Genomic DNA, 21,914 nt, shown 5'->3' with positions numbered 1-21,914 from the left:
GCCGCCGCTCAGCGGCGGGGGCGCAGGGCGTACCAGAGCGCGCCGAGGGCGAGGACGCCGAAGCCGGCGAGGACGCTGGCCGGCGGCAGGCTGACCGCGAGCAGCAGGCAGCCGACCAGCCCCGCCACCGCGAGCGCCCGCACCGGCAGTTTGCGACCCGGCTCGCCGCCCAGGGTCAGCGCCGAGGCGTTGGTGATCGCGTAGTAGACCAGCACCGTGCAGCTGGAGAAGCCGATCGCGCCGCGCACGTCACCGAGCGCCACCACCACGACCACCACGGCGGCGACCGCCAGCTCGGCCCGGTGCGGCACCCGGTGCACCGGGTGCACCGCGGCCAGCGCCGCGGGCACGTCCCGGCGGCGGGCCATCGCCAGCAGCGTCCTTCCGACCCCGGCGAGCAGGGAGAGCAGTACCCCGGTCACCGCCACCGTCGCGCCGGCCCGGACCACCCAGGCCAGGCCGGGCAGCCCGGCGGCGGTCACCACGTCGACCAGGGGCGCGGCGGACGAGGCCAGCCGGTCCGCGCCGAGCACGCCGACCGCGACCACGGCGATCACCAGGTAGATCGCCAGCACCACGCCGAGCGCCAGCGGGACGGCCCGGGGGATGGTCCGCGCCGGGTCGCGGACCTCCTCGCCCAGGGTGGCGATCCGGGCGTACCCGGCGAAGGCGAAGAAGAGCAGGCCGGCGGCGGTCAGCACACCGCCGACAGAGCCACCGCCCGCGCCGAGCCGGTCGAGCCGGACGTCACCGGAGACCAGCCCGCTCACCGCGACCAGACCCAGCACGACCAGCACCACGACCACCAGGGCGGTCGTCGCGGCGGCGGTCTTGGCGATGCCGCGCAGGTTCACCGCCGTCACCGCGACCACGGCGGCGACCGCCACCAGCCGGGCCTGACCCGGCCAGAGGTACGCCCCGATGGTCAGCGCCATCGCCGCGCAACTGGCCGTCTTGCCGACCACGAATCCCCAGCCGGCCAGGAACCCGGCGAAGGGGTTCAGCCGCTCCCGCCCGTACACGTAGGTGCCGCCGGACTCCGGGTAGCGGGCGGCGAGCCGGGCCGAGCTGGTCGCGTTGCAGAACGCGATGAAGCCGGCCAGCGCCAGCGCGACGAGCAGCCCCGCGCCCCCGGCCGACGCCGCGGCCGGCGCGAAGACCACGAAGACGCCCGCGCCGAGCATCGACCCGAGCCCGATGAGCACCGCCTCGGGTACGCCCAACCGCCGCCGGAGTTGATCCACGAGCGGCACCCTAGAGGGTCGAGGTGAACGGCCGGTCCCAGTCCCGCAACCGGCCGGGCAGGGGCACGTCGTCCCAGGGGATCCGGTGCAGCAGCCGGTCCAGCAGCAGGCCGAGCAGCAGCCCGGCCACCGAGTCGGTGAGCCAGTGCCAGCCCAGGTAGGTGGTGGTGGTCAGTACCACCAGCGGCGGCACCACCCGTACGACGGTGACCAGCCGGGGCGGCATGTTCCGGCCGGCGGTGCGCAGCAGGGGGGCGAGCAGCAGCGCGATCACGCCGTACCAGACGATGGCGTTGGCCACGTGCCCCGACGGGTAGGACTGGGCGAACCGGACCGGCAGGTCGTCCTGGAACAGCGGCAGGGTCTGCTCGGGCGGCAGGAAGGGTTCCTTGACGCTCGCGCTGGGCGCCGGACGCGCGGTCCACACCTTCAACGGGCCGATGGTCAGGTAGGTCAGGGCGAAGGCGAGCACCGGGGGCAGCATCGGACGCACCGAGCGGAGCCGGACCGCCAGCAGCACGCCCAGCCCGGCGGCGAGCAACGTCAGCGGGGTGCCCTGGCCCAGGTAGTTGAAGACCACCGCCGTCCAGTACGCCGCCGTCGGCCGGTGGTCGGCCGCCCAGTCGGCGACCGCCCGGTCGATCCCGAACAAGTGGCCGGTGGCCAGCGCCACGGTCAGCCCGACCAACCCGGCCAGCAGCAGCGCGTCGTACCACCAGCCGGCGGGGCGCACCGGCCGGAGTCGCGCGCCGCCGCGTACCGTCGTGGTCTCCCGCACGCGATCACGCTACCGGCCCCGGGCTGCGGCCGAGCGGCGCGGGCCGGGGGCGGGTGATGTGTGCCGAGCCACGAAGGGAAGCGCTCCGCAGGGGGCACCCTTCACACTTGTCCCCGTGCGGATCACCTCGGCCCTCGTCGACCCGGCGCTGCTCGACCTCCCCTGGTCGACGCCGCTGGAGCAGTGGCCTGCGCACCATCTGGTCGCGCTGCCGCAGGGCATCTCCCGGCACATCGTCCGCTTCGTCCGCCTCGGCGACTACGTGTACGCGTTCAAGGAGACTCGCGAGCGGATCGCCGAGCGGGAGTACGACCTGCTCCGGGCCCTGGAGCGGATCGACTTCCCGTCGGTGGAGGCGGTGGCGATCGTGGCCGACCGGCAGACCGAGGACGGGGAACCCCTCGAGTCGGTGCTGATCACCCGGCACCTGCAGTTCTCGCTGCCCTACCGGGCGCTCTTCTCCCGTACGCTGCGCCCGGAGACCATGGGCCGGCTGCTGGACGCGTTGGCGGTGCTGCTGGTCCGGATGCACCTGACCGGCTTCTTCTGGGGCGACTGCTCGCTGTCGAACACGCTGTTCCGGCGGGACGCGGGCGCGTTCGCCGCCTACCTGGTCGACGCGGAGACCGGGGCGCTGCACCACACCCTCTCCAACGGCCAGCGCGGCGAGGACCTGGAGATCGCCCGGGTCAACATCTTCGGTGAGGCGCTGGACCTCCAGGCCGCCGGGCTGCTGCACGAGTCGATCGACCCCGAGGTGGTCTGCGAGGAGGTCGTGCAGCGCTACGAGCGGCTGTGGCACGAGATCACCTACGAGCAGGCGGTCGAGCGGGAGGCCCGGCACGACATCGAGGGCCGGATCCGCCGCCTCAACGAGATGGGCTTCGACGTGGCCGAGGTGGCGATGTCGACCGCCGACAACGGCCGCTACCTGGTCCGCCCCAAGGTGGTCGACGCCGGCTACCACACCCGGCGGCTGATCCGGCTGACCGGTCTGGACGCCGAGGAGAACCAGGCCCGCCGGCTGCTCAACGACCTGGACGCCTACCGGGTGGAGAGCGACCTGACCGACGAGCAGCAGGCGGCGCACCGCTGGTTGACCGAGGTCTTCGAGCCGGTCGTCCGGGCGGTGCCGGCGCACCTGCGCCGCAAGCTGGAGCCGCAGGAGTTGTTCGCGCAGATCATCGAGCACAAGTGGCTGCTCTCCGAGCGTGCCGGCCGGGACGTGGGCATGGGCCCGGCGGTGCAGTCGTACCTGTCGGAGGTGCTGGTGCACCGCCCGGACGAGCAGGCCGTCCTCGGCGTCGAGGTCCCCACGGCCGGCTGACCGCCGGTGTCGGCTCCGCCCGGGGCTGGTGCTGCGTCGGCGTGCCGGGCTGGCTCGTGCCTGCGTCGGCATGCCGCCGTTGCGGTGCGCGAGGTGCGGTGGTGCGCCCGTAGCGTCGGGATCGCACCTGTGCGGTGTGCGGGGGGCGTCGCCGGTGCGGTGTGCTGGCCCCACTGATCGTGACTCTCCGAAGTCGACCGGATCTGGTTACTCCTGGTGACCGGGCTGCTGGGGTGCCGGTCCGGTGGTGCGCCGCTTTGCTCTGCTGCCACCACCGCACCACCACCCTGAGCTGGTGTTCCTGGTCTAGGCTCCAACGCGGTGGTGCGGCACCCATTGACGGTGAGTGACTGGTGCGTGGGTGTATGCAGAGCAAAGCGTCCGCACATGGGATGGGCCGTCCCGCCGCCGGGGCGGCCTTGCCGGGTGCGGCGGCCCTGCGGCGTGCGGTGGCCCTGCCGGTGCGGCGACCCTGAGGCCCGGGGCGGCCCTGCCGGAGGGCGGCTGCCTCCGTGGGCCGGGGAGTCGCGGGGCCGGCCCCGACCGTCACTCCACCCAGGAGCCGCCGCGCATCACCCGCACCACGTCCAGGTCGTCGTCGAGGACGACAAGGTCCGCGCGGAGGCCGACCTGGAGTGCGCCGACCTTGTCGCCGAGACCGATCGCCCGGGCGGGGGTGGTCGCCACCATGCGGACCGCGTCGGCGATCGGGATGCCGGCGGTGACGGCGTGCCGCAGCGCCGCGTCCATGGTCAGCGTGCTGCCGGCGATCGCGCCGTCCCGGGCCAGCCGGGCCACCCCGGCGGAGACGACGACGTCCTGGCCGCCCAGCTCGTACGTGCCGTCGGGCATGCCGGCGGCGGCCATCGCGTCGGTGATCAGGGCGGCCCGCTCCGGTCCGGCGGTCGAGGTGGCGAAGCCGAGCATGCCGTCGTGCAGGTGTACCCCGTCCGCGACCAGCTCGCAGACCACGTTCGGGGCGTCCAGCAGGGCCACCACCGGACCCGGCTCGCGGTGGTGCACCGGCCGCATCCCGTTGAACAGGTGGGTGGCGACGCTCGCGCCGGCCGCCACGGCGGCCCGGGTCTCGTCGTACGTGGCGTCGGTGTGACCGACGGCGGCGATCACCCCGTGCGAGGTGAGCAGCTTGATCGCGTCCAGCGCGCCGGCCCGCTCGGGAGCCAGGGTCACCATCCGGACCGCGCCGCCGCCCAGCTCGATCAGCTCGGACAGCTCGTCGGTCGACGGGTCGCGCAGGTGGTCCGGGTTCTGCGCGCCGCACCGCGCCGCCGACAGGTACGGCCCTTCGAAGTGGACGCCGGCCAGCACCCCTTCGCCCACCAGCGGGGCGAAGGCGGCGGTGGCGTCGCGCATCAGCGGGAACGGGGAGCTGACCAGGCTGGCCAACAGCGTGGTGGTGCCGTGTCCCAGGTGGAACGCGGCGGCCTGCCGGGCGGAGTCGGCGTCCCCGGTGGTGAAGGTGTGCCCGCCCCCGCCGTGGGTGTGCATGTCCACGAAGCCCGGCACGATCCAGTGCCCGTCCCGCTTCGCCGGGTACTCGGCCACCGCCGTGATCCGGTCGCCGTTGATCTCCACGCACCCCTGCCGGAGCACGCCGGTCGGGGTCACCACCTTGCCGGTCACCCGCAGGGCCATTGTCACTCCAGACTGTCGAGGGCGAACAGGGCGGCGCCGAGGCAGCCCGCCTCGTCGCCGAGGGCCGCCGCGACCAGGCGCGGCTCCCGGTGGAAGGTGATCCGCTCCCGCAGCGCCGCGCGCAGCGGGTCGAACAGCTGCGCGCCGGCCCGGGCAAGCCCGCCGCCGATCACCATTGTCTCCACGTCGAAGAGCGCCTGGGCGGTGGCCAGGCCGTCGGCGAGCGCGTCGACGGCCTCCTGCCAGACCCGCCCGGCCAGCTCCTCCCCGGCCGCCGCCCGCCCGGCCACCTCGGCGGCGGTGACCAACGCCCCCCGGGCCAGCTCGGTGTACCGACGGCCGATCGCCGAGGCGGACGAGACCGCCTCCAGGCAGCCGGGCCGCCCGCAGCCGCAGCGCGGGCCGCCGGGGCGTACCAGGATGTGGCCCAGCTCGCCGGCGGCGCCGTGCGCCCCGGTGGTGGCCGACCCGCCGACCACGTGGGCGGCGGCGATGCCGGTGCCGACGGCGACGAAGAGGACGTGCCCGACGTCGCGGCCCGCGCCGAGCCGGGTCTCGGCGAGACCCCCGACGCGCACGTCGTGGCCGAGCGCCGTGGGGAGCCCGAGCCGGGCGGCGGCCAGGTCCCGCAGCGGTACGTGCCGGAAGCCGATGTTGGACGACCAGACCGCCACCCCGGCGGCGTCGTCGACCAGCCCGGGCACGCCGATGCCGCAGGCGATCGGGGTGAGACCGTCGGAGCGGGCCTTGCCGGCCAGCCCTTCGGCCACGTCGAGGATGGTGTCGACCACGGCGGCGGGGCCGCGCTCCGCGCCGGTGGGGTGCCGTTCGGCGTGCACGACCTCGCCGTCCGGGCGGACCAGGGCGCACTTCATCCCCGTGCCGCCGACGTCCAGCGCGACGACGACCGGCTCACCGCGCCCGGCGGGGGCGTCGGTCACGCGAGCACCACGGACCGGCTGAGGTGCCGGGGCGCGTCCGGGTCGAGGCCCCGGCTGGTGGCCAGCGCGACCGCGAAGCGCTGCGCCAGGATCAGGTCGGCCATCGGGTCGACCGGGGTCCGCCCCGCCGCCCAGCTGCCCAGCACCGCCCGGCAGCCGTGGTGCCGGCTGTGCACGAACGCCGCGCCGGTGGCCGCCACGTCCTCGGGCAGCCCGTCGGGCAGTTCGCCGAACGCCCAGACCAGCCGGCCGGGGCCGGCGATCGAGATGGGGCCGTGCCGGTAGTCCATCGCCGGGTACGCCTCCGCCCAGAAGGTGGCCGCCTCCCGGCACTTCAGCGCGGCCTCCTGGGCCAGCCCGACCGTCCAGCCCCGGCCGAGGAACGTGGCCTGCCCGATGGTCGCAGGGTCGATCGGCAGCGGGGCCCGGACGGCCACCTCGGCGTCGGCGGCGAGCGCCTCGACGTTGTCGCCGAGGTGGGCGCGGAGCAGCGCCAGCGCCGTGGTGGCGAAGCGGGTCTGCACCACCGACCGCTCGTCGGCGAAGGGCATGGTCACCGCGGCGTCGGCCAGTTCGACGGCGGGGGAGTCGGGGTCACCGACGAGGACCGTGGTGGGCACCCGGCCGCGCAGCGCGGCGAGCAGGTCGAGCACCTCGGTGGTGGTGCCGGAGCGGGTGATCGCGATCAGCCGGTCGTAGCGGCGGCCGGCCGGGAACTCGCTGGCCTGGAAGGCGTCCGTCTCGCCGTGGCCGGCGCGCTCGCGCAGCCCGGCGTACGCCATCGCCATGAACCAGGACGTGCCGCAGCCGACGACGGCGACCCGTTCGCCGGGGCGGGGCAGGTCGGCGGTGACGGTGCCGGCGAGTCGTGCCGCCTCCCGCCAGCAGTCGGGCTGGCTCGCGATCTCCGCGTCGACGTACGCCATGAGAACTCCTCGTACGGGGAGGTGGTGCGCAATACGGCTCGTTACAGCCTACTTTCGCGCGTCATTCTGCGCGTACGGGGGTGGCCGTGGCAACCGGCTCCCACATCGCGCAGGCCGAAGTTTTGCGCCCTCGTAGTTTCGCGCACTACTGTGCACGCAATCAATCACCGAACGTGCAGAGTCAACGGAGGCCCCCGCGGTGGACCGGTACGCCAGATGGAACGCTCTGCTCGAGATGCTGACCGACAGCGGCCGGGTCAGCGTCGAGGAGGCGGCCGAGCGGCTGGACGTCTCCCAGGCCACCATCCGGCGTGACTTCGACCAGCTCGCCCAGCAGCAGATGATCACCCGCACCCGGGGCGGCGCGGTCGCCAACGGCGTCTCGTACGACCTGCCGCTGCGCTACAAGACCGCCAAGCACTCCGCCGAGAAGCAGCGGATCGGCGCGGCCGCCGCCGCGCTGGTCTCCCCGGGCACCGTGGTCGGCCTCAACGGCGGCACCACCAGCACCGAGGTGGCCCGGGCCCTGGCCGTCCGCCCCGACCTGAACACCAGCGCCGAGGGCGCCCAGCTCACGGTCGTCACCAACGCCCTGAACATCGCCAACGAGTTGCTGGTCCGGTCCCGGATGAAGGTCGTGGTGGCCGGCGGCGTGGTGCGGCCGAAGTCCTTCGAGCTGGTCGGCCCGCTGGGTGGGGCGTTGCTGCGCGAGGTCACCCTGGACGTCGCCCTGCTCGGGGTGGACGCGGTCGACCCGCAGCTCGGCGCCGCCGCCCACCACGAGGGCGAGGCGGCGATGAACAACCTGATGGTGGCCCGGGCCAAGCGGGTCGTCATCATCGCGGACTCGTCCAAGCTGGGCGGGCACGCCTTCGCCCGGATCTGCCCGGTCGACCGGGTGGAGACGCTGGTGACGGACTCCGGCGCGTCGCCGGACGTGGTCGAGGCGTTCCGGGCCGCCGGGGTCAACGTCATCTGCGCCTGACCGGGCCGCCGCCCGCGCCACCGCCGTCACTTGGCGTCACCGGGACATCAGCCGAACCACCGATGCATACCGGGTATTGCCGTGCCGGGTATACCGAGTATGGTGACCGTCGTCATCCAGCCACCATCGGGGGAGGCACAGCTTGTCAGCTGTCCTGGAGATCGAAGGTCTACGTAAGACGTACAAGAGCCGCCGGCGGGGCACCCGCAACGCGCTGGACGGCTTCGACATGCGGGTCGAGGCGGGCCAGGTGCACGGCTTCCTCGGCCCGAACGGGTCGGGCAAGACCACCACCCTGCGGACCCTGCTCGGCCTGATCCGGCCGGACGGCGGCCGGATGGCCGTCCTGGGGCACGAGGTGCCGGCCGCGCTGCCCACCGTGGCCGGGCAGATCGGGGCGATCGTGGAGAGCCCGCAGTTCTTCCCGCACTTCTCGGCACGGGACACCCTCTCCCTGCTCGCCGGCGCCGGCGAGGTGCCCGCCGAGCGGGTGGACGAGGTGCTCGAACTGGTCGGGCTGCGGGACCGGGCCGGCGAGCGCGTCAAGACGTACTCGCTCGGCATGAAGCAGCGGCTCGCGGTCGCGTCCGCCCTGCTCAAGAACCCGAAACTGCTGATCCTCGACGAGCCGGCCAACGGCCTGGACCCGGGCGGCATCCGGGAGATGCGCACGTTGATGCGTGATCTCGCCGCGTCCGGGATGACCGTGCTGCTCTCCAGCCACATCCTCGGCGAGATCCAGCTGATCTGCGACTCGGTCACCATCATCTCGCTCGGCCGCCGGGTCGCCTTCGGGCCGGTCGACCAGGTGCTCGCCGCGCACTCGCACGGCGCGGTACGGGTCCGGCTGGACGCCGCGGAGGACCTGGCCGCCGCCGCCGAGGTGCTCGGACGCGCCGGCGTGCCGGTCACCCGGCAGCCCGACCACCTGATGCTCAGCGGCGTCGACAAGCCGGCCACGGTCAGTCGGCTCCTCGCCGAGCACCACCTGTACGTCAGCGAGCTGGCCTCGGTCGCGGTCGACCTGGAGAGCGTCTTCCTCGAACTGACCAACACCGCGCCGGTGCCCGGTCAGCACCGCCAGGTCGACGAGTCCGCGAAGGTCGGCGGGACGGGTCAGCCCGGCGTCGCCGGAGGGGGTTGGGGAGCATGAGTCTGTACGTCACCGAGCTGCGCCGGCTGACCAAGCGCCGGCTGACCCGGATGCTGCTGGTCCTGCTCGTCGTCGGTCTGGCCGGCATCGCCACGGTCTTCGCCTTCTCCAGCCACAAGCTCTCGCCGGCCGTCGTGGCGCAGGCCCAGGCGGAGTCGGACGCGCAGTACCGGCAGGCCGTCCAGGACTGGCAGAAGTCGGTCGCCGAGTGCGACGCCGCCCAGGCGCGCGGGGAGCAGACGGAGGAGCGGTACGGCCCGAACTGCGGTCGTGACTGGCAGCCGCAGCCGGACATGTTCGATCCGAAGTGGAACCTGCCGTACCAGTTCGACTTCCGGGCGGAGTTCGGCATCTTCGTGGCCGTCTTCGCCGGCGCCGTCGGGCTCTTCGCCTTCCTGGTCGGGGCGTCGTTCGTCGGAGCGGAGTGGAGCACCGGCGGAATGATGAACCTGCTGCTCTGGCGGCCCAGACGGCTGGCCGTGCTCGGCACCAAGCTGGCCGCGGTGCTGACCGTGCTCACCGGCGTGACCGTGGTGCTCGGCGCGCTCTGGACGCTGGCCTTCTGGCTGATCGGCACGTGGCGGGGCACCACCGCCAAGGTCACCGGCGGGGTCTGGCAGTCCGTGGGCCTCGACGGGCTGCGTGCGCTGGCGCTGATCCTGGCGGTGGGCGCGGTCGCGTTCGCGCTCGCCTCGATCGGCCGGCACACCGCGATGGCGCTGGGTGTCGCGGTCGGTCTCGGCGTGGTCAGCGAGATCGGGGTGCGGATCGGCACGGCGATCGCCGATGTCCCGTTCGGCGACCGGTACGTCCTCTCGACCTACGCGATGGCCTGGTTCCAGAAGCAGTGGAAGCTGGTGGACTACAACTCCTGCCAGTTCGTCCAGGGCGCGTGCGAGCCCAAGGAGATGATCGTCACCTGGCAGCAGTCGGGCCTGCTCTTCGGGCTCGGTGCGGCCCTGGTGCTGATCGCCGCCTTCTGGCTGATGCGCCGGCGGGACGTCACCTGACCCGTGCCGCCCGGTGCACGTGACGGGCCCGCGCCGACCCCGGTCGGCGCGGGCCCTCGTCCGCTGCGATCGTCGCCCGCCCTGGTTAGGCTGGGTGTCCCCCTCCGGTCGGCCTGCCCCACCGGACGTCCGCCCTGCTGAGGAGCGCCATGCCCCCCGCCGACGCCGCCCCGGCCGCCGCCGACCGGTCCGAGCCGTCGTCGGGCCGGGCCACCACCGACGTCACCGGACGTACGGTCCCGCCGCCGCGTCCCGTCCCTTCGGTGGAGAGCACCGGCTCCGCCTCGGAGGTCGCCGGGCGGCTGCCGGACGACAGCGCGCCGGCCTCTCCCGCCGGCGCGGTCGCGACCGGTGCGGAGTCCGACGGGGACACTGCCGCCGTCGCGTCCGACGGGGACACTGCCGCCGCCGACACGCTCACCGAGCGGGAGCAGCGGATCCTGGCCTTCGAACGGCAGTGGTGGCGGCACGCCGGGGCGAAGGAGCAGGCCATCCGCGACACCTTCGGCCTCTCCGCCACCCGCTACTACCAACTGCTCAACGGCCTGCTCGACCGGCCCGCCGCGCTCGCCGCCGAGCCGGTGCTGGTCGGGCGGCTGCGCCGGCTGCGCTCGTCGCGCGCCCGCAACCGCCGTCGCTGATCACTTCTCGTACGTGCGCAGGCCGTTGCCGAGGGCGAAGAAGGTCGGGGCCCACTCCCCGATGAAGATGCCCCAGCGGTCCGCCCGGGCGACCCCCGCGCGCTCCAGGTGCTTGGAGAGGAACCAGCTGGTGAAGGAGAGCCCGATGCTGACGAAGCCCGCCAGGTAGGCGTGCTCCGCCTTCAGTCCCGACTCGTGCAACCGTTCCAACATGGCGATCCCCCTGTCGCGTCGTACGGCTCCCCCGGCGCGGTCGGGTCGTCCCGCCGCGTCGGCCCGGTGCTGACCCGGGAAGCCGACCGCCTCTGACGCTACCGTCGGTGACCGTGGTGTACCGCTCGGTTTCCGTGATCCCGGTTCCGGCGGCGCTCGCTGCCGGTGCGCTTCGGCACGGTGGTGACCGGGCCGGACGCGGTGGCCGAACCGGGTGCGCCGAGCGGCGGCGGGCATGGCGGGCCCCGGTCCGGGTAGCCGGGCCCGGGGAGCGAGGAGGGAGCGGCGAGATGGCGGGACCGGAGGCGCGGCACCCGGCGGGGCACACCGTCCGGACGGTCGGGGAGGCGTCCACGATGCGGGTCCGCTCCGCCTCGGTGGCCGCCCCCGGACGGCTGGAGAACGAGGACGTCGTCTTCCGGTTCGGCCCGCTGGTCGGGGTGCTCGACGGCGCCACGGTGCCGGACGGCTTCGACACCGGGTGCGTGCACGGGCCGGCCTGGTTCGTCCGGCACCTGGCCGCCCGGATCGGGCTGGCGGTGGCCGCGCGACCGGCCGCGACCCTGGTGAGCAGCCTCGCGGCGGCGCTGCTCGCGGTCCGCGCCGACCACGGCGACAACTGCGACCTGGACCACCCGGGCACCCCGTCGGCGACGGTCTGCCTGCTGCGGGAGGGCGTCGACGAGATCGACTACCTGGTGCTCTGCGACAGCCCGCTGGTCCTCGACGTCGGTGGGCGGGTCGAGGTGGTCTCCGACGACCGGCTCGACGTCGCCATGGCCGACCTGAGGCGGATCGCGGCGGGGCTGCCGGCCGACGGGATCGACCCGCAGACCCGGTTCCGGCAGGCGGTGGCGGTGCAGCGGGAACGGATGAACCGGACGCACGGCTACTGGGTCGCGGCGACCGACCCGGACGCGGCGTACCACGCGGTCACCGGGACGCTACCGCTGCGCGGGCCGGACGCGGTGCGCCGGGCGGTGCTGCTCAGCGACGGCGCCTCCTGCGCGGTCGAGCAGTTCGGGCTCCTCGACTGGGCCGGGCTGCTCGACCTGGTCACCGCCGAGGGGCCGGGCGCGCTCATCGACCGGGTGCGCGCCGCCGAGCGCGAGCACCCGGACCGGCTGCGCCGGCACAAGCGCGCCGACGACGCGTCGGCGGTGCTCTGCGAGTTCCCGTCACGCGACTGAACCGCACCCTCCGACAGCGGAGCGTGACGTGGACCACCCCGGTGGTCCGACCGGCCGATACCGGGGGACGGAGGGCCAGTCCACCGCCGAAAGGCTGGACGAGCGGTGAATGGGACGGCAGACTCCGGCTCGTGAGGGGTGCCGTACGACTGGAGCCGGTGGACGAGCGGAATCTGGAGCCGTTGCTCTCCGTAGCCGTTGCCGAGGCGGAGCCGGACGACGTGATGCCCCCGGTCGAGGCCCCGGCCGGCTGGTCGGCGGCCCGCCGGGAGGCGTTCCGCGAGTTCCACCGGGCCAGCTTCGCCGGCCTGGACGGCCCCACCCGCACCCTGATGTACGCGATCCTCGCCGGTGGCGAGGTGGTCGGCATGGTCCGGATGAGTCGGTGTGACGAGCCCGGTGTGGTGGAGACCGGCATGTGGCTCGGCCGCTCCGCCCGGGGGCAGGGTCTCGGCGTGGCCGCCCTGCGGGAGTTGATGGACGCGGCGGCGGCCGCCGGCATGCAGGCCGTCGTCGCCGACACCACGCGGGACAACGCGGGCGCGGTGGAAGTGCTCCGTAAATGCGGTGCCAAATTGCTGGAGAATGGCGACAGGGTGCACGCGGAAATCTGTCTCGACGCCACGCCGCCGGCGCTCTGACAATTATTTGCGAGGTCTGAACCGGTCTCGGATCCTCCCTGTTCAACCCGCATCACATGTCCGCTTCGTTCCTGATCGTACCGCCCTGCCTCCGCCTTTCCCGTTTCCGCGGTGACCCATTCCGGAATTCGCGGGGAAATGTTTCGCGAAGGGGGCCGCGGGTACTGCCGGCCGGGTCCGCTGATACGGGACATCCGATCACAGGCCCGCCACGTGCTGATTCCCCGGCAGTTGTCTTCCGGCCTGCGGTGGATCGGGTCGTCCCACCACCGGGGAGTGAAGGAGAACTGATGAAGAGCGGAATGCGGATCGGCCTCGCGGTCGGTGCCGGATACCTCCTCGGGCGGCGCAGGAAGCTGCGTACCGCCCTCACCCTGGCCGCCGCGGTCGCCGCCGGCCGGGCCAGCCGCGACCCGGGGCAGCTGCTCAAGCGCGGCGGTGACCTGCTGAACTCGTCGCCCCAACTGGCCAACCTGGGCAAGCTCGGCGGCCCGCTCGCCTCGGCCGGCAAGGCCGCCGCGACCGCCGCCGCGAGCAGCGGCATCGACGCCGTCAGCGGCCGGCTGCGCGGCAGCGCCGACGCCCTGCGCCGCAAGTCCACCGGCGGCGCCGGTCAGGACCAGGCCCGCGACGACGAGGCCGGCGACGACCAGGCCGGCGACGAGAGCTCCGCGCCGGACGAGGAGCAGGAACTCGACGAGCAGCCCGGGGCCGACCACGACGAGCCGGCCGAGCGCCCGGTTGCGAAGCGGAGGCGGTGACCATGGTGACGAATCCCGCCGGCGGTCTCGCCGGCAAGGCCCGCGACCAGCTCGGCAACGACCTGAAGGACCTGGCGTCCGCGATCGGCGAGCGGGCCGTCTCGGTGGTCACCGAGCGGCTCACCGGCGCCACCGGGCGGCTCAGCGAGTACGCGAAGACGGGCGGCGGTCCCGGCCTGATCGCGGCGGCCACCGGCGCGCAGAAGCTGGCCGAGGGCGACTCCCCGATGAAGGCCATGTTCCAGGCCGGTCTGGCCGGCGGTAAGGAGAAGCTGATGTCGGCGTTCGGCGGCGGCAAGGGTGGCAAGGGCGGCGGCAAGAAGCTCAAGGTCACCAACATCGTCGAGACGATCGAGGTCGGCGTACCGGTCCGGGCCGCGTACAACCAGTGGACGACCTTCGGCGACTTCCCGAGCTTCATGAAGAAGGTCGAGCAGGCCGAGAACGACTCGGACGAGAAGATGACCTGGCGGGCGCAGGTCTTCTGGTCGCACCGCAGCTGGGAGTCGACCATCGTCCGGCAGATCCCGGACAAGCTCATCCACTGGCGGTCCAAGGGCGAGAAGGGCACGGTGGACGGCACCGTCAGCTTCCACGAGCTGACCCCGGACCTGACCCGCATCCTGGTCGTGCTGGAGTACCACCCGAAGGGCCTCTTCGAGCACACCGGCAACCTCTGGCGGGCGCAGGGCCGGCGGGTGCGGCTGGAGCTGAAGCACTTCGTACGGCACGTGATGACCAGCACCGTGCTCGACCCGGACTCCGTCGAGGGCTGGCGGGGCGAGATCGAGGACTCCCAGGTGGTCAAGGACCACGAGACCGCGCTCCAGGAGGAGCAGGAGGCCCGCGAGCAGGTCGAGCAGGCCCAGGCCGAGGAGCCCGAGGTCGAGGAGCCCGAGGCCGAGGAGGAGCCGGAGGAGGAGCGCCGGCCCGCCGCCCGCGGGCGCCGTCGGCCGCCGCAGCGTCGTCGTCCCCCCGAGGAGGAGGAGTACGACGACTACCACGAGGGCGAGGACTACGACGAGGGGTACGACGAGGAGGAGCCCGAGGAGGAGCAGCCCCCGCCGCGCCGCCGTCAGCCGGAGCGGGCCCGCCGCCCGCAGCCCCGTGCCGAGCGGGAGCCCCGGGAGGAGCGCGAGCCCCGCGAGGAGCGTCCCCGCCCGGCCGCCCGCCGCCCGGAGGCGCCCCGCCGTCCGGTGGTCCGCCGCCGGCGCGAGGAGCGCGGCGAATGACGATCGCGACGACCAGCGGGGGCGGGCAGCCCGGCAGCGCGTTGGAGCGTGGCGGCAACGGCGGCGGCGGCTCGTTGGCCGACGTGGTGGAGACGGTGCTCGACAAGGGCGTCGTGATCGACGCCCAGGTCTCCGTCGCCGTGGTCGGCATCCAGCTGCTGGAGATCAACGCCCGGATCGTCATCGCCAGCGTCGAGACGTACCTGCGGTTCGCCGAGGCGGTCGACCGGCTGGCCATCGTGCCCGAGGACCAGAAGGGCCTGCCCGACCTGGTCGACGGCGCGACCGGGGCGGTCACCAAGGGCAAGGCGATCTCCGGCCTCGGCAAGGCGGCCCAGGAGATCAGCGGCGCGGTGGTGGACTCGCTGGGCGACCGGGGGTCCGACCGGGAGCGGGAGCGCCCGCGCCGACGCCGGGACGAGGAGCGCTGAGATGGCCGACGAGAACGGACTGTTCCTGTACGGCATCGTGCCGTCCGACGTGGAGCCGACCCCGGACGCCGCCGGGGTCGGCGAACCGCCGGGCGAGGTGGACGTCGTCCGCCACGGCGACCTGGCGGTGCTGGTCAGCGAGGTGGGGCTGGAGGAGCCCATCGGTCGGCCGGCCGACCTGACGGCGTACCAGACGCTGCTGGACGGGACGGCGGAGGTCGCGCCGGTGCTGCCGGTGCGCTTCGGCACGGTGGTGACCGGGCCGGACGCGGTGGCCGACCTGCTGGAGGCGCACCACGACCGGTTCGCCGCCGCCCTCGACGAGTTCGAGGACCGGGTCCAGTACACGGTGCACGGCCGCTTCGACGAGCAGCAGCTGATCAGCGAGCTGCTGGCGGAGAACCCGGACGCGGCGGCGCTGGCCGAGCAGGTCCGGGGCCGCCCGGAGATCGAGAGCCGGGAGCAGCGCATCCGTCTCGGCGAGATGATCGCCCAGGCGGTGGAGCTGCGCCGGGAGACGGAGAACCGGGCACTGATCGACGCGGTCGGTGACCTGGCGGTGCAGCACGCGCCGCGCCAGCCCAGCGACGAGCTGGACGCGGCCAACGTGGCCTTCCTGGTCGGGGTGGACGACGAGGAGGATTTCGTCCGGGTGCTGGAGGACTTCGCCGAGCAGCGCCGGGACCTGATGCGGACGAGGCTGCTCGGCCCGATGGCCCCGTACGACTTCGTCAGCGCCCATCAGCTGGTGGAGTGAGCCGTGGACATCCTGTGGGGACTGCTGACCCTGCCGTACGCCCCGGTGCGCGGCCTCACCGCGGTGGTGAAGGCGATCGCCCGGGAGGCGGAGGCCAAGCAGTACGACCCGGCCAACATCCGGCGCGAGCTGGAGGAACTGGACCAGGCGGCGCGCTCCGGTGACCTCACCGCAGCCGAACGGGACCGGGCCCAGCAGCAGGTGCTGGACCGGCTGACCGGGACCAGCGGTGGCGTCGCCGCGCCGGCGGACCGCCCCACGCGGCGGCCCGCCGGCACCCGGCGCCGGCCGGCCGCCCGACGTGACGACCACGACCGACGGCGAGGGAGGTGAGCGGATTGGCGCCAGGACGGATCCGCGGCGACGGCGAGCGGGAGCGACGACCGGACCCCGAAACCCGGTACGACGACGAGGACTACGAGCCGATCTCGACGGCCGAGGCGGCCCGGGAGGGGCTGAAGCAGATCGTCGCCCTCACCGGCAAGGACCCGCTCGGGATCACCTCGATCCAGGCCACCGACGACGGGTGGCTGGTCGGCGTGGAAGTGGTGGAGGACCACCGCATCCCCGCCTCCACCGACCTGCTCGGCCTCTACGAGGTGGAGCTGGACATGGAGGGGCAGCTGCTGGGCTACCGGCGGGCCCGCCGCTACCAGCGCGGCAAGGGCGACGGGGGTTGACATGACCAGTCCACGGCAACCGTCGGTGGTGCAGAACACCGGCCAGGTGATGGGGGCCGGCCACGAGCCGGCGAACCTCGGCGACATCCTCGAACGGGTCCTCGACCGGGGCATCGTGATCGCCGGTGACATCCGGGTCAGCCTGCTCGACATCGAGCTGCTGACGTTGAAGCTGCGGCTGGTCATCGCCTCGGTCGACACGGCCCGGCAGATCGGGATCGACTGGTGGGAGCACGACCCGTGGCTCAGCTCGAAGGCCCGGCCGCCGGTCGAGCCCGGCCCGCGCGACCCCGAGCAGGTGGAGGCCGAGCGTCGGCCCAGGGTCGCCCGCCGGGCGGCACGGGAGGAGTGGAATGAGTACGACGGCTGAGCCGGCGGTCACCGTCGGCGCCTGGCTGCACGGCGTGGTCTCCGACGCCGACGACGGCGTACTGGCCACGGTCACCGGCATGGACGGCGTCGCGGTCCGCGCGGTGCGCGCCGCCGGCCTGGCCGCCGTGGTCAGCGCCGTCCCGCTGGACGGGTACGGCGAGGAGGCGCTGCGCCGGAACCTGGAGGACCTGGCCTGGCTGGAGCGGGCCGCCCGGTCGCACCACGCGGTGGTGGCCGCGCTGAGCCGGACGGGTCCGGTGGTGCCGGCCCGGCTGGCCACCGTGCACCACGACGACACCCGGGTCGCCGCGATGCTCGCCGCGCGCCGCGCCGACCTGACCGGCGCGCTGGAGCGGCTGACCGGTCGCGGCGAGTGGGGTGTCAAGGGGTACGTGGTGCCGGGCGCCCTGCCTCGCGGCGAGGAGCCCACCGGCGGGGGCGGGGCCGGTGCGGCGTACCTGCGGCGGCGTCGCGCCCAGCTCACCGCCCGGGACGAGGGGCAACGGATCGCCGCCGAGGCGGCTGCCGCCGTGCACGCCGCCCTCGCCGGGTACGCCGTCGAGGCACGCCGGCACACCCCGCAGGACCGGCGGCTGTCGGGCGCGCCGACGGCGATGGTGCTCAACGGCGCGTACCTGGTCGGCACCGGGTCCGTGGACGGCTTCGCCGCGCTGGTACGCGAGCTGGCCGAGCGCCACCCGGAGATCCGGCTGGAGTTGACCGGCCCGTGGCCGCCGTACTCGTTCGTCGCCGAGCGGCCGGAGGAGGAGGCCGTGCACACCGTGCGGGAGGCGGCGTGGTGACCACCCAGCTCGCGCCGAGCACGGCCGACGACCCGCTGGCCTACCGTCCGGTGGCCCTGGTGGACCTGCTCGACCGGGTGCTCGGCACCGGCGTGGTCATCACCGGCGACATCACCCTGGCCATCGCCGACATCGACCTCGTCCGTATCTCGCTGCGCGCGCTGGTCGCCTCGGTCGGCGCCCTCGTCCCGCCGGAGGTCGCGTCGTGACCGGGCGGGACGAGGCGGCCGAGCTTGCCGCCGCGCTCGGTGAGGCGACCTGGCAGGCGCCCCGGGTGAAGCCCCTGGACCGGCGGCTCGCCGTCGACCGGGACTCGGTCGAGCGGGGGCTGGCCAGCCTCGTGCTCACCGTGATCGATCTGCTGCGCCAGCTCATGGAACGGCAGGCGCTGCGCCGGGTGGATCTCGGCGACCTGACCGAGGAGCAGATCGAACGGGTCGGCGCGACGCTGATGGCGCTAGAGCAGCAGATGACCGAACTGCGCGAGTACTTCGGCCTCGCCCCCGAGGACCTGAACCTGGACCTGGGCCCGCTGGGCCCCCTGCTCCCCACCGACTGACCCCACCCCCGTGGGTCTGCCGGAGTGCGGTCGGGACGTGGCGGCGGCCGGTCAGTGGTGTTTGTCGGCGTAGGCGGCGAGCCAGGCGACCTGGGCGGGGTCCAGGGAGGGACGGACGCGGCGGCGTGCGGTCGCCACGTGGGCGGCGGTGACCGTGGACGCGGTCAGCGACTCCCGCATCGCGGCCAGGGCCGCCTCCCGGATCAGCGCCGCGCAGTCCGCCGCCGAGAAGCCGTCCAGTTCCCCGCCGAGCGCGGACAGGTCCACGTCCTCGGCGAGCGGCACGTTCCGCGACGACGCGCGCAGGATCTCCGCCCGGGCGGGCCCGTCCGGCGGCGGCACGTAGACCAGCCGTTCCAGCCGGCCGGGACGCAGCAGCGCCGGGTCGACCAGGTCCGGCCGGTTCGTCGCACCCACCACCACCACGTTGCGCAGCGCCTCCACCCCGTCCAGCTCGGTCAGCAGCGCGGCGACCACCCGGTCGGTCGTACCCCCGTCGGTGGCCTGGCCGCGGACCGGGGCCAGCGCGTCCACCTCGTCGAGGAAGACCAGCGTGGGCGCGGCCTCCCGGGCCCGCCGGAACAGCTCCCGGACGGCGCGTTCGCTCTCGCCCACCCACTTGGAGAGCAGCTCCGCGCCCTTGACCGAGAGCACGTTCGCCCGGCCGGAGCCGGCCAGCGCGGTGACCAGGTAGGTCTTGCCGCAGCCGGGCGGGCCGTACAGCAACACCCCCCGAGGCGGCTGCACGCCCAGCCGGGCGAAGGTGTCCGGGTAGGTCAGTGGCCACAGCACCGATTCGGTGAGGGTCTGCTTCACCTCGACCAGGTCGCCGACGTCGTCCAGCGTGACCGAGGCCAGCTCCAGGGTGGACGCGGCCATCGTGGTCGGCCGGACCACCTCCAGCGCGGCGGTGAAGTCGGCCATCGCCACCGTCGGCGTCCGCGCCGACTTCTGCCGCAGCGCCGCGCGCACCCCGGCCTCGCGGACCAGGGCGGCCAGGTCCGCCGCGACGAACCCGGGGGTACGGCCGGCGACCTCGTCGAGGCGTACGTCGTCGGCCAGCGGCACCTGCCGGGTCAGCACGGTCAACTGCTCGCGGCGCAGGGCCGGGTCGGGCAGCGGGACGGTGATCCGCAGGGAGAGCAGGTCCGGGGCGCGCAGCGCCGGGTCGACCGCCTCGGGACGGGAGGTGGTGCAGACCACCGCCGCCCCGGACCGGACGGTCTCGGCGAGCACCTGCCGGAACACGGTGGCCAGCGGGCCGGCGTCGTCGGCCGGGGCGAGCGCCTCCACGTCGGCGACCAGCAGCACGGCCGGTCCCTCGGCGCGTACCCCGGCGGCGGCCTCGCGCAGCCGGCGGGCCGCCGCGTCGTTGGTCAGCGCGGCCAGCTCCGGGGCCCAGAGCCGGCGGACCCGGGCGCCGACGGTCGCGGCGACCGCCCGGACCAGCGCCGACTTGCCCGATCCGGCCGGCCCGCTCACCAGTACGCCCAGCGAGACGGTGGTGCCGAGCCGGCCCAGCACCTCGCGGTGGTGGAAGCCGAGGTCGAGCAGTTCGGTCAGCTCCTCGGCCTGGGCCCGTAGCCCGGGCAGCTCGTCCACGTGCGGCGCGTCCTGCGCGGCCAGGTCGTCCTGTTTTCCATCGACGCCGGCCACCCCGGTCGCGCCGCTCGCTCCGGTGCGGGTGGCCGTCGCCCGGCCACCGCCCGCGCCTGTGCCGCTGCCCGTGCCCGTCCCGCCGTCCGCGGTCGGCGCGCCGCCGCCCTCCGCCCTGCCCGGGAGCGTGCTCCCGGTGCCCGTGCCCGCCGTGGCACCGGCCGGGCCGCCCGCACCGGCCGCCGGGCCACCGCTCGCCGGGGCGGCGCCGTGGGTGGTGTGGCCGTGCTCCCAGCCGACCACGGTGTCCATGGTGACCAGCGCGCCGTCTGCCGGCTCGGCCGCGACCACGGTCAGCAGGGTGCTCGTCCAGGCGTACCCGACGGTGTTGGCCAGGCTGCGTCGGGCGGCGTCGACCAGGGCGCGGACCGAGGCGTCGGGGAGCACGTCCTGCGGCAGCAGCGAGACGTCGTCGCCCGGGGTGACCATCTTGCCGAGCAGGGCGAGCCGGAGCATCTCCGGCGACACCGCCGCGACGACGGGCACCGGGCCGGCCAGGATCACCCGGCGGGCCGGCGTCACCGGGGCGGGGGAGACCGTCACCTGCCCGCCGTCGCGCAACCCCAGGTTGCCGAGGACGAGATCGTCGGCGTGGAGCACCGTCGCGCCGGCCCGCGCCTCGGCGGGCGCGACGATCCCGGCGGTCACCCGCCGGCCGGCCAGCCGGACCGGGTCGCCGGGGCGCAGCGCGAGCGCGGTCAGCACCTCCGGGTGCAGCCGGACGATGCCGCGCCGCGCGTCCAGCGCGGCCGGTCGCAGGCTCGCGGTGAGGGTCAGCTCCGGTTCGGCCATCGCCCGACAGTAGCGGCCCGCGGCACCACCCGCCGGGCCGTCACCGGTCGTCGGTCAGCAGCGAGGGGTCGCGGCGGATCATCTCGGCCAACCGGGCCGCCGGGTCACCGCCCGGCCCGTCACCGGTCGGCGTCCAGGCCGGCACCGTCCGCCCCGACAGCGGCCAGGCAGGCGGGGACGCGGCCGGGGTGTCCGGCCCCACCGTGGCGCCGGTCTCCGTCCAGTCGATCCGCAGCGGGTACGTCCGCCCCTCGTACTCCACGCGGAGCGTCACCGCGAGCCCGGGGTGCGCGTCCACCACCCGGCGGGCCGCCTCGACGACCTCCCGTACCGGGTCCCGGCCCTCGCCGGCCCGCCCGGGATGTCCAGGTTGCCCGCCCCGGCCCGTCGGCTCGACCGCGCCGGCCGACGCGTCCCGCGCCTCGTCGCCCGGATCACCGCCGCGGCGCCGCAGCGCCTCCTCCCGGCGGGCCATCCGGGCCAGCGCCTCGTCCAGACCACCTCTCATGACGTCCCCCTCTCCGCTGAAGAACGGGTCGCAGCGCCGAACGGTTCAGCTGCCTCTCTCCCTGGTCGCCCGGTCCAGCGCCCGGTCCAGGACGACCAGCAGGGCGTCGCGTACCGAGAGCCGGTCCCGGGCGTCGAACTGGACCAGCGGCACGTGGTTGCCGACGGCCAACGCCCAGCGGATCGCGTCGAGGTCGTGCGCGATCCGGCCGTCGAAGGCGTTCACCCCGACCACGAACGGCAGTCCGGCCCGCTCGAAGTAGTCGATCGCCGGGTAGCAGTCGTCGAGCCGGGAGCTGTCCACCACCACCAGCGCGCCGAGCGCGCCCCGGGCCAGGTCGTCCCACATGAACCCGAACCGGGCCTGCCCGGGCGTGCCGAAGAGGTACAGCTTCAGGCTGCGGTCGATGGTGACGCAGCCGAAGTCCATCGCCACCGTGGTGGTGGTCTTCGTGCTCCGGGTGCCCGGGTCGTCCACCCCGATGCCCGCACTGGTCATCTCGGCCTCGGTGGTCAACGGGGCGATCTCGGAGATCGCGCCCACCGTCGTGGTCTTGCCGACGCCGAAGCCCCCGGCGATCAGGATCTTCACCGGGATGGGCGCCGAGCCGGACCCGCTCCGGGTCACCGGTGTCGGTCCGGCCTCCGGTGGCGTCGGC

Annotated in this window: 23 protein-coding genes and 4 pseudogenes; 17 read left to right on the top strand and 10 right to left on the bottom strand. The window is 74.5% G+C overall.

All coding sequences use genetic code 11. The features are described 5' to 3' along the window. Positions 1–8: 8 nt before the first annotated feature. Together ACPFP2_RS22180 and ACPFP2_RS22175 are read right to left on the bottom strand one after the other, a co-directional pair. Positions 9–1,244 (bottom strand): APC family permease, encoded by a 1,236-nt coding sequence (locus ACPFP2_RS22180; RefSeq protein WP_424091089.1) that lies wholly within the window; start codon positions 1,242–1,244, stop codon positions 9–11. 10 nt (positions 1,245–1,254) lie between these two features. Then, entirely contained in the window at positions 1,255–2,022 is a 768-nt protein-coding gene (locus tag ACPFP2_RS22175) for a phosphatase PAP2 family protein (RefSeq protein ID WP_424091088.1), read from the bottom strand. Between the two features lie 115 nt (positions 2,023–2,137). On the opposite strand from ACPFP2_RS22175, the gene ACPFP2_RS22170 reads away from it, so the two are divergent. Beyond that, positions 2,138–3,349, top strand: coding sequence for a DUF4032 domain-containing protein (locus ACPFP2_RS22170; protein WP_424091087.1), 1,212 nt, complete (start codon positions 2,138–2,140; stop codon positions 3,347–3,349). 546 nt (positions 3,350–3,895) lie between these two features. Here ACPFP2_RS22170 and nagA read toward each other — a convergent pair. The 3 genes from nagA to ACPFP2_RS22155 are packed head-to-tail and all read right to left on the bottom strand — an operon-like array spanning position 3,896 to position 6,872. Then, positions 3,896–5,005, bottom strand: coding sequence for an N-acetylglucosamine-6-phosphate deacetylase (gene nagA / locus ACPFP2_RS22165; protein ID WP_424091086.1), 1,110 nt, complete (start codon positions 5,003–5,005; stop codon positions 3,896–3,898). 2 nt (positions 5,006–5,007) lie between these two features. Further along, positions 5,008–5,946, bottom strand: coding sequence for an ROK family protein (locus ACPFP2_RS22160; RefSeq protein ID WP_424091085.1), 939 nt, complete (start codon positions 5,944–5,946; stop codon positions 5,008–5,010). Next, the gene (locus ACPFP2_RS22155; protein ID WP_424091084.1) at positions 5,943–6,872 is read right to left on the bottom strand and encodes an SIS domain-containing protein; all 930 of its coding nucleotides are present in this window, start codon (positions 6,870–6,872) and stop codon (positions 5,943–5,945) included. The genes ACPFP2_RS22160 and ACPFP2_RS22155 overlap by 4 nt, the downstream gene beginning before the upstream one ends. A 199-nt stretch (positions 6,873–7,071) precedes the next feature. On the opposite strand from ACPFP2_RS22155, the gene ACPFP2_RS22150 reads away from it, so the two are divergent. From ACPFP2_RS22150 to ACPFP2_RS22135, 4 genes are all read left to right on the top strand, one after another. Further along, positions 7,072–7,857 carry a DeoR/GlpR family DNA-binding transcription regulator gene (locus tag ACPFP2_RS22150; RefSeq protein ID WP_424091083.1) on the top strand — a complete coding sequence of 262 codons (786 nt, stop codon included), beginning with the start codon at positions 7,072–7,074 and terminating at the stop codon, positions 7,855–7,857. A 142-nt stretch (positions 7,858–7,999) separates the two neighbouring features. Next, positions 8,000–9,010 carry an ATP-binding cassette domain-containing protein gene (locus ACPFP2_RS22145; protein WP_424091082.1) on the top strand — a complete coding sequence of 337 codons (1,011 nt, stop codon included), beginning with the start codon at positions 8,000–8,002 and terminating at the stop codon, positions 9,008–9,010. Then, positions 9,007–10,020, top strand: a complete 1,014-nt coding sequence (locus ACPFP2_RS22140) for an ABC transporter permease subunit (RefSeq protein WP_424091081.1) — start codon at positions 9,007–9,009, stop codon at positions 10,018–10,020. Before ACPFP2_RS22145 ends, ACPFP2_RS22140 begins: the two co-directional genes overlap by 4 nt. Positions 10,021–10,169: 149 nt before the next feature. Continuing rightward, the gene (locus ACPFP2_RS22135; RefSeq protein WP_424091080.1) at positions 10,170–10,661 is read left to right on the top strand and encodes a DUF3263 domain-containing protein; all 492 of its coding nucleotides are present in this window, start codon (positions 10,170–10,172) and stop codon (positions 10,659–10,661) included. Here the strand turns inward: ACPFP2_RS22135 and ACPFP2_RS22130 are convergent, their stop codons facing one another. Continuing rightward, positions 10,662–10,874, bottom strand: coding sequence for a hypothetical protein (locus ACPFP2_RS22130; RefSeq protein WP_091299833.1), 213 nt, complete (start codon positions 10,872–10,874; stop codon positions 10,662–10,664). It abuts the gene before it with no gap. 290 nt (positions 10,875–11,164) lie between these two features. On the opposite strand from ACPFP2_RS22130, the gene ACPFP2_RS22125 reads away from it, so the two are divergent. The 12 genes and pseudogenes from ACPFP2_RS22125 to ACPFP2_RS22070 all read left to right on the top strand — a co-directional run bounded on the left by ACPFP2_RS22125 (position 11,165) and on the right by ACPFP2_RS22070 (position 18,300). Further along, on the top strand, positions 11,165–12,064 hold the full coding sequence (locus ACPFP2_RS22125) for a hypothetical protein (RefSeq protein WP_424091079.1): 900 nt from the start codon (positions 11,165–11,167) through the stop codon (positions 12,062–12,064). Between the two features lie 131 nt (positions 12,065–12,195). Next, on the top strand, positions 12,196–12,705 hold the full coding sequence (locus tag ACPFP2_RS22120) for a GNAT family N-acetyltransferase (protein ID WP_424091078.1): 510 nt from the start codon (positions 12,196–12,198) through the stop codon (positions 12,703–12,705). Between the two features lie 290 nt (positions 12,706–12,995). Beyond that, a complete protein-coding gene (locus ACPFP2_RS22115; RefSeq protein ID WP_424091077.1) occupies positions 12,996–13,466 on the top strand; it encodes a hypothetical protein in 471 nt (156 codons plus the stop codon). 2 nt (positions 13,467–13,468) lie between these two features. Then, a complete protein-coding gene (locus ACPFP2_RS22110; RefSeq protein WP_424091076.1) occupies positions 13,469–14,698 on the top strand; it encodes an SRPBCC family protein in 1,230 nt (409 codons plus the stop codon). A gap of 41 nt (positions 14,699–14,739) precedes the next feature. After that, positions 14,740–14,922: pseudogene (gvpJ, locus tag ACPFP2_RS22105) on the top strand (gas vesicle protein GvpJ); the annotation flags it as partial. Positions 14,923–15,130: 208 nt separating this feature from the next. Then, the gene (locus ACPFP2_RS22100; RefSeq protein ID WP_424091075.1) at positions 15,131–15,886 is read left to right on the top strand and encodes a GvpL/GvpF family gas vesicle protein; all 756 of its coding nucleotides are present in this window, start codon (positions 15,131–15,133) and stop codon (positions 15,884–15,886) included. A 3-nt stretch (positions 15,887–15,889) separates the two neighbouring features. After that, positions 15,890–16,219 carry a gas vesicle protein GvpG gene (locus ACPFP2_RS22095; RefSeq protein WP_424091074.1) on the top strand — a complete coding sequence of 110 codons (330 nt, stop codon included), beginning with the start codon at positions 15,890–15,892 and terminating at the stop codon, positions 16,217–16,219. Between the two features lie 5 nt (positions 16,220–16,224). Beyond that, entirely contained in the window at positions 16,225–16,566 is a 342-nt protein-coding gene (locus ACPFP2_RS22090; RefSeq protein ID WP_424091073.1) for a gas vesicle protein, read from the top strand. A 49-nt stretch (positions 16,567–16,615) separates the two neighbouring features. Further along, positions 16,616–16,768: pseudogene (gene gvpJ / locus ACPFP2_RS22085) on the top strand (gas vesicle protein GvpJ); the annotation flags it as partial. Positions 16,769–16,919: 151 nt separating this feature from the next. Next, positions 16,920–17,741 carry a GvpL/GvpF family gas vesicle protein gene (locus ACPFP2_RS22080; protein ID WP_424091072.1) on the top strand — a complete coding sequence of 274 codons (822 nt, stop codon included), beginning with the start codon at positions 16,920–16,922 and terminating at the stop codon, positions 17,739–17,741. Then, entirely contained in the window at positions 17,738–17,950 is a 213-nt protein-coding gene (locus ACPFP2_RS22075; RefSeq protein ID WP_424091071.1) for a gas vesicle protein, read from the top strand. Before ACPFP2_RS22080 ends, ACPFP2_RS22075 begins: the two co-directional genes overlap by 4 nt. Continuing rightward, positions 17,947–18,300 carry a gas vesicle protein K gene (locus ACPFP2_RS22070; protein ID WP_424091070.1) on the top strand — a complete coding sequence of 118 codons (354 nt, stop codon included), beginning with the start codon at positions 17,947–17,949 and terminating at the stop codon, positions 18,298–18,300. Before ACPFP2_RS22075 ends, ACPFP2_RS22070 begins: the two co-directional genes overlap by 4 nt. A gap of 51 nt (positions 18,301–18,351) precedes the next feature. On the opposite strand, the pseudogene ACPFP2_RS22065 reads toward ACPFP2_RS22070, so the two are convergent. The 4 genes and pseudogenes from ACPFP2_RS22065 to ACPFP2_RS22050 form a co-directional block, all read right to left on the bottom strand. After that, positions 18,352–19,911: pseudogene (locus ACPFP2_RS22065) on the bottom strand (AAA family ATPase); the annotation flags it as partial. Positions 19,912–20,046: 135 nt separating this feature from the next. Then, positions 20,047–20,748: pseudogene (locus ACPFP2_RS22060) on the bottom strand (AAA family ATPase); the annotation flags it as partial. Positions 20,749–20,788: 40 nt separating this feature from the next. Continuing rightward, entirely contained in the window at positions 20,789–21,256 is a 468-nt protein-coding gene (locus ACPFP2_RS22055; RefSeq protein WP_424091069.1) for a hypothetical protein, read from the bottom strand. Between the two features lie 45 nt (positions 21,257–21,301). Next, positions 21,302–21,883 carry a GTP-binding protein gene (locus ACPFP2_RS22050; protein WP_424091136.1) on the bottom strand — a complete coding sequence of 194 codons (582 nt, stop codon included), beginning with the start codon at positions 21,881–21,883 and terminating at the stop codon, positions 21,302–21,304. Positions 21,884–21,914: the final 31 nt, after the last annotated feature.

Source organism: Micromonospora citrea, from assembly GCF_049629545.1.
GTDB lineage: Bacteria > Actinomycetota > Actinomycetes > Mycobacteriales > Micromonosporaceae > Micromonospora > Micromonospora citrea_A.
The sequence above is the reverse complement of the archived record's forward strand: the minus strand, read 5'-3'. Positions and strand labels throughout refer to the sequence as shown.

Bases quoted from the DNA above. Each gene is read 5' to 3' on its own strand.
- ACPFP2_RS22130 (WP_091299833.1), bottom strand. From the start codon at position 10,874: ATGTTGGAACGGTTGCACGAGTCGGGACTGAAGGCGGAGCACGCCTAC.
- ACPFP2_RS22080 (WP_424091072.1), top strand. From the start codon at position 16,920: ATGAGTACGACGGCTGAGCCGGCGGTCACCGTCGGCGCCTGGCTGCAC.
- nagA (WP_424091086.1), bottom strand. From the start codon at position 5,005: ATGGCCCTGCGGGTGACCGGCAAGGTGGTGACCCCGACCGGCGTGCTC.
- ACPFP2_RS22115 (WP_424091077.1), top strand. From the start codon at position 12,996: ATGAAGAGCGGAATGCGGATCGGCCTCGCGGTCGGTGCCGGATACCTC.
- ACPFP2_RS22055 (WP_424091069.1), bottom strand. From the start codon at position 21,256: ATGAGAGGTGGTCTGGACGAGGCGCTGGCCCGGATGGCCCGCCGGGAG.
- ACPFP2_RS22135 (WP_424091080.1), top strand. From the start codon at position 10,170: ATGCCCCCCGCCGACGCCGCCCCGGCCGCCGCCGACCGGTCCGAGCCG.
- ACPFP2_RS22125 (WP_424091079.1), top strand. From the start codon at position 11,165: ATGGCGGGACCGGAGGCGCGGCACCCGGCGGGGCACACCGTCCGGACG.
- ACPFP2_RS22140 (WP_424091081.1), top strand. From the start codon at position 9,007: ATGAGTCTGTACGTCACCGAGCTGCGCCGGCTGACCAAGCGCCGGCTG.
- ACPFP2_RS22155 (WP_424091084.1), bottom strand. From the start codon at position 6,872: ATGGCGTACGTCGACGCGGAGATCGCGAGCCAGCCCGACTGCTGGCGG.
- ACPFP2_RS22100 (WP_424091075.1), top strand. From the start codon at position 15,131: ATGGCCGACGAGAACGGACTGTTCCTGTACGGCATCGTGCCGTCCGAC.
- ACPFP2_RS22110 (WP_424091076.1), top strand. From the start codon at position 13,469: ATGGTGACGAATCCCGCCGGCGGTCTCGCCGGCAAGGCCCGCGACCAG.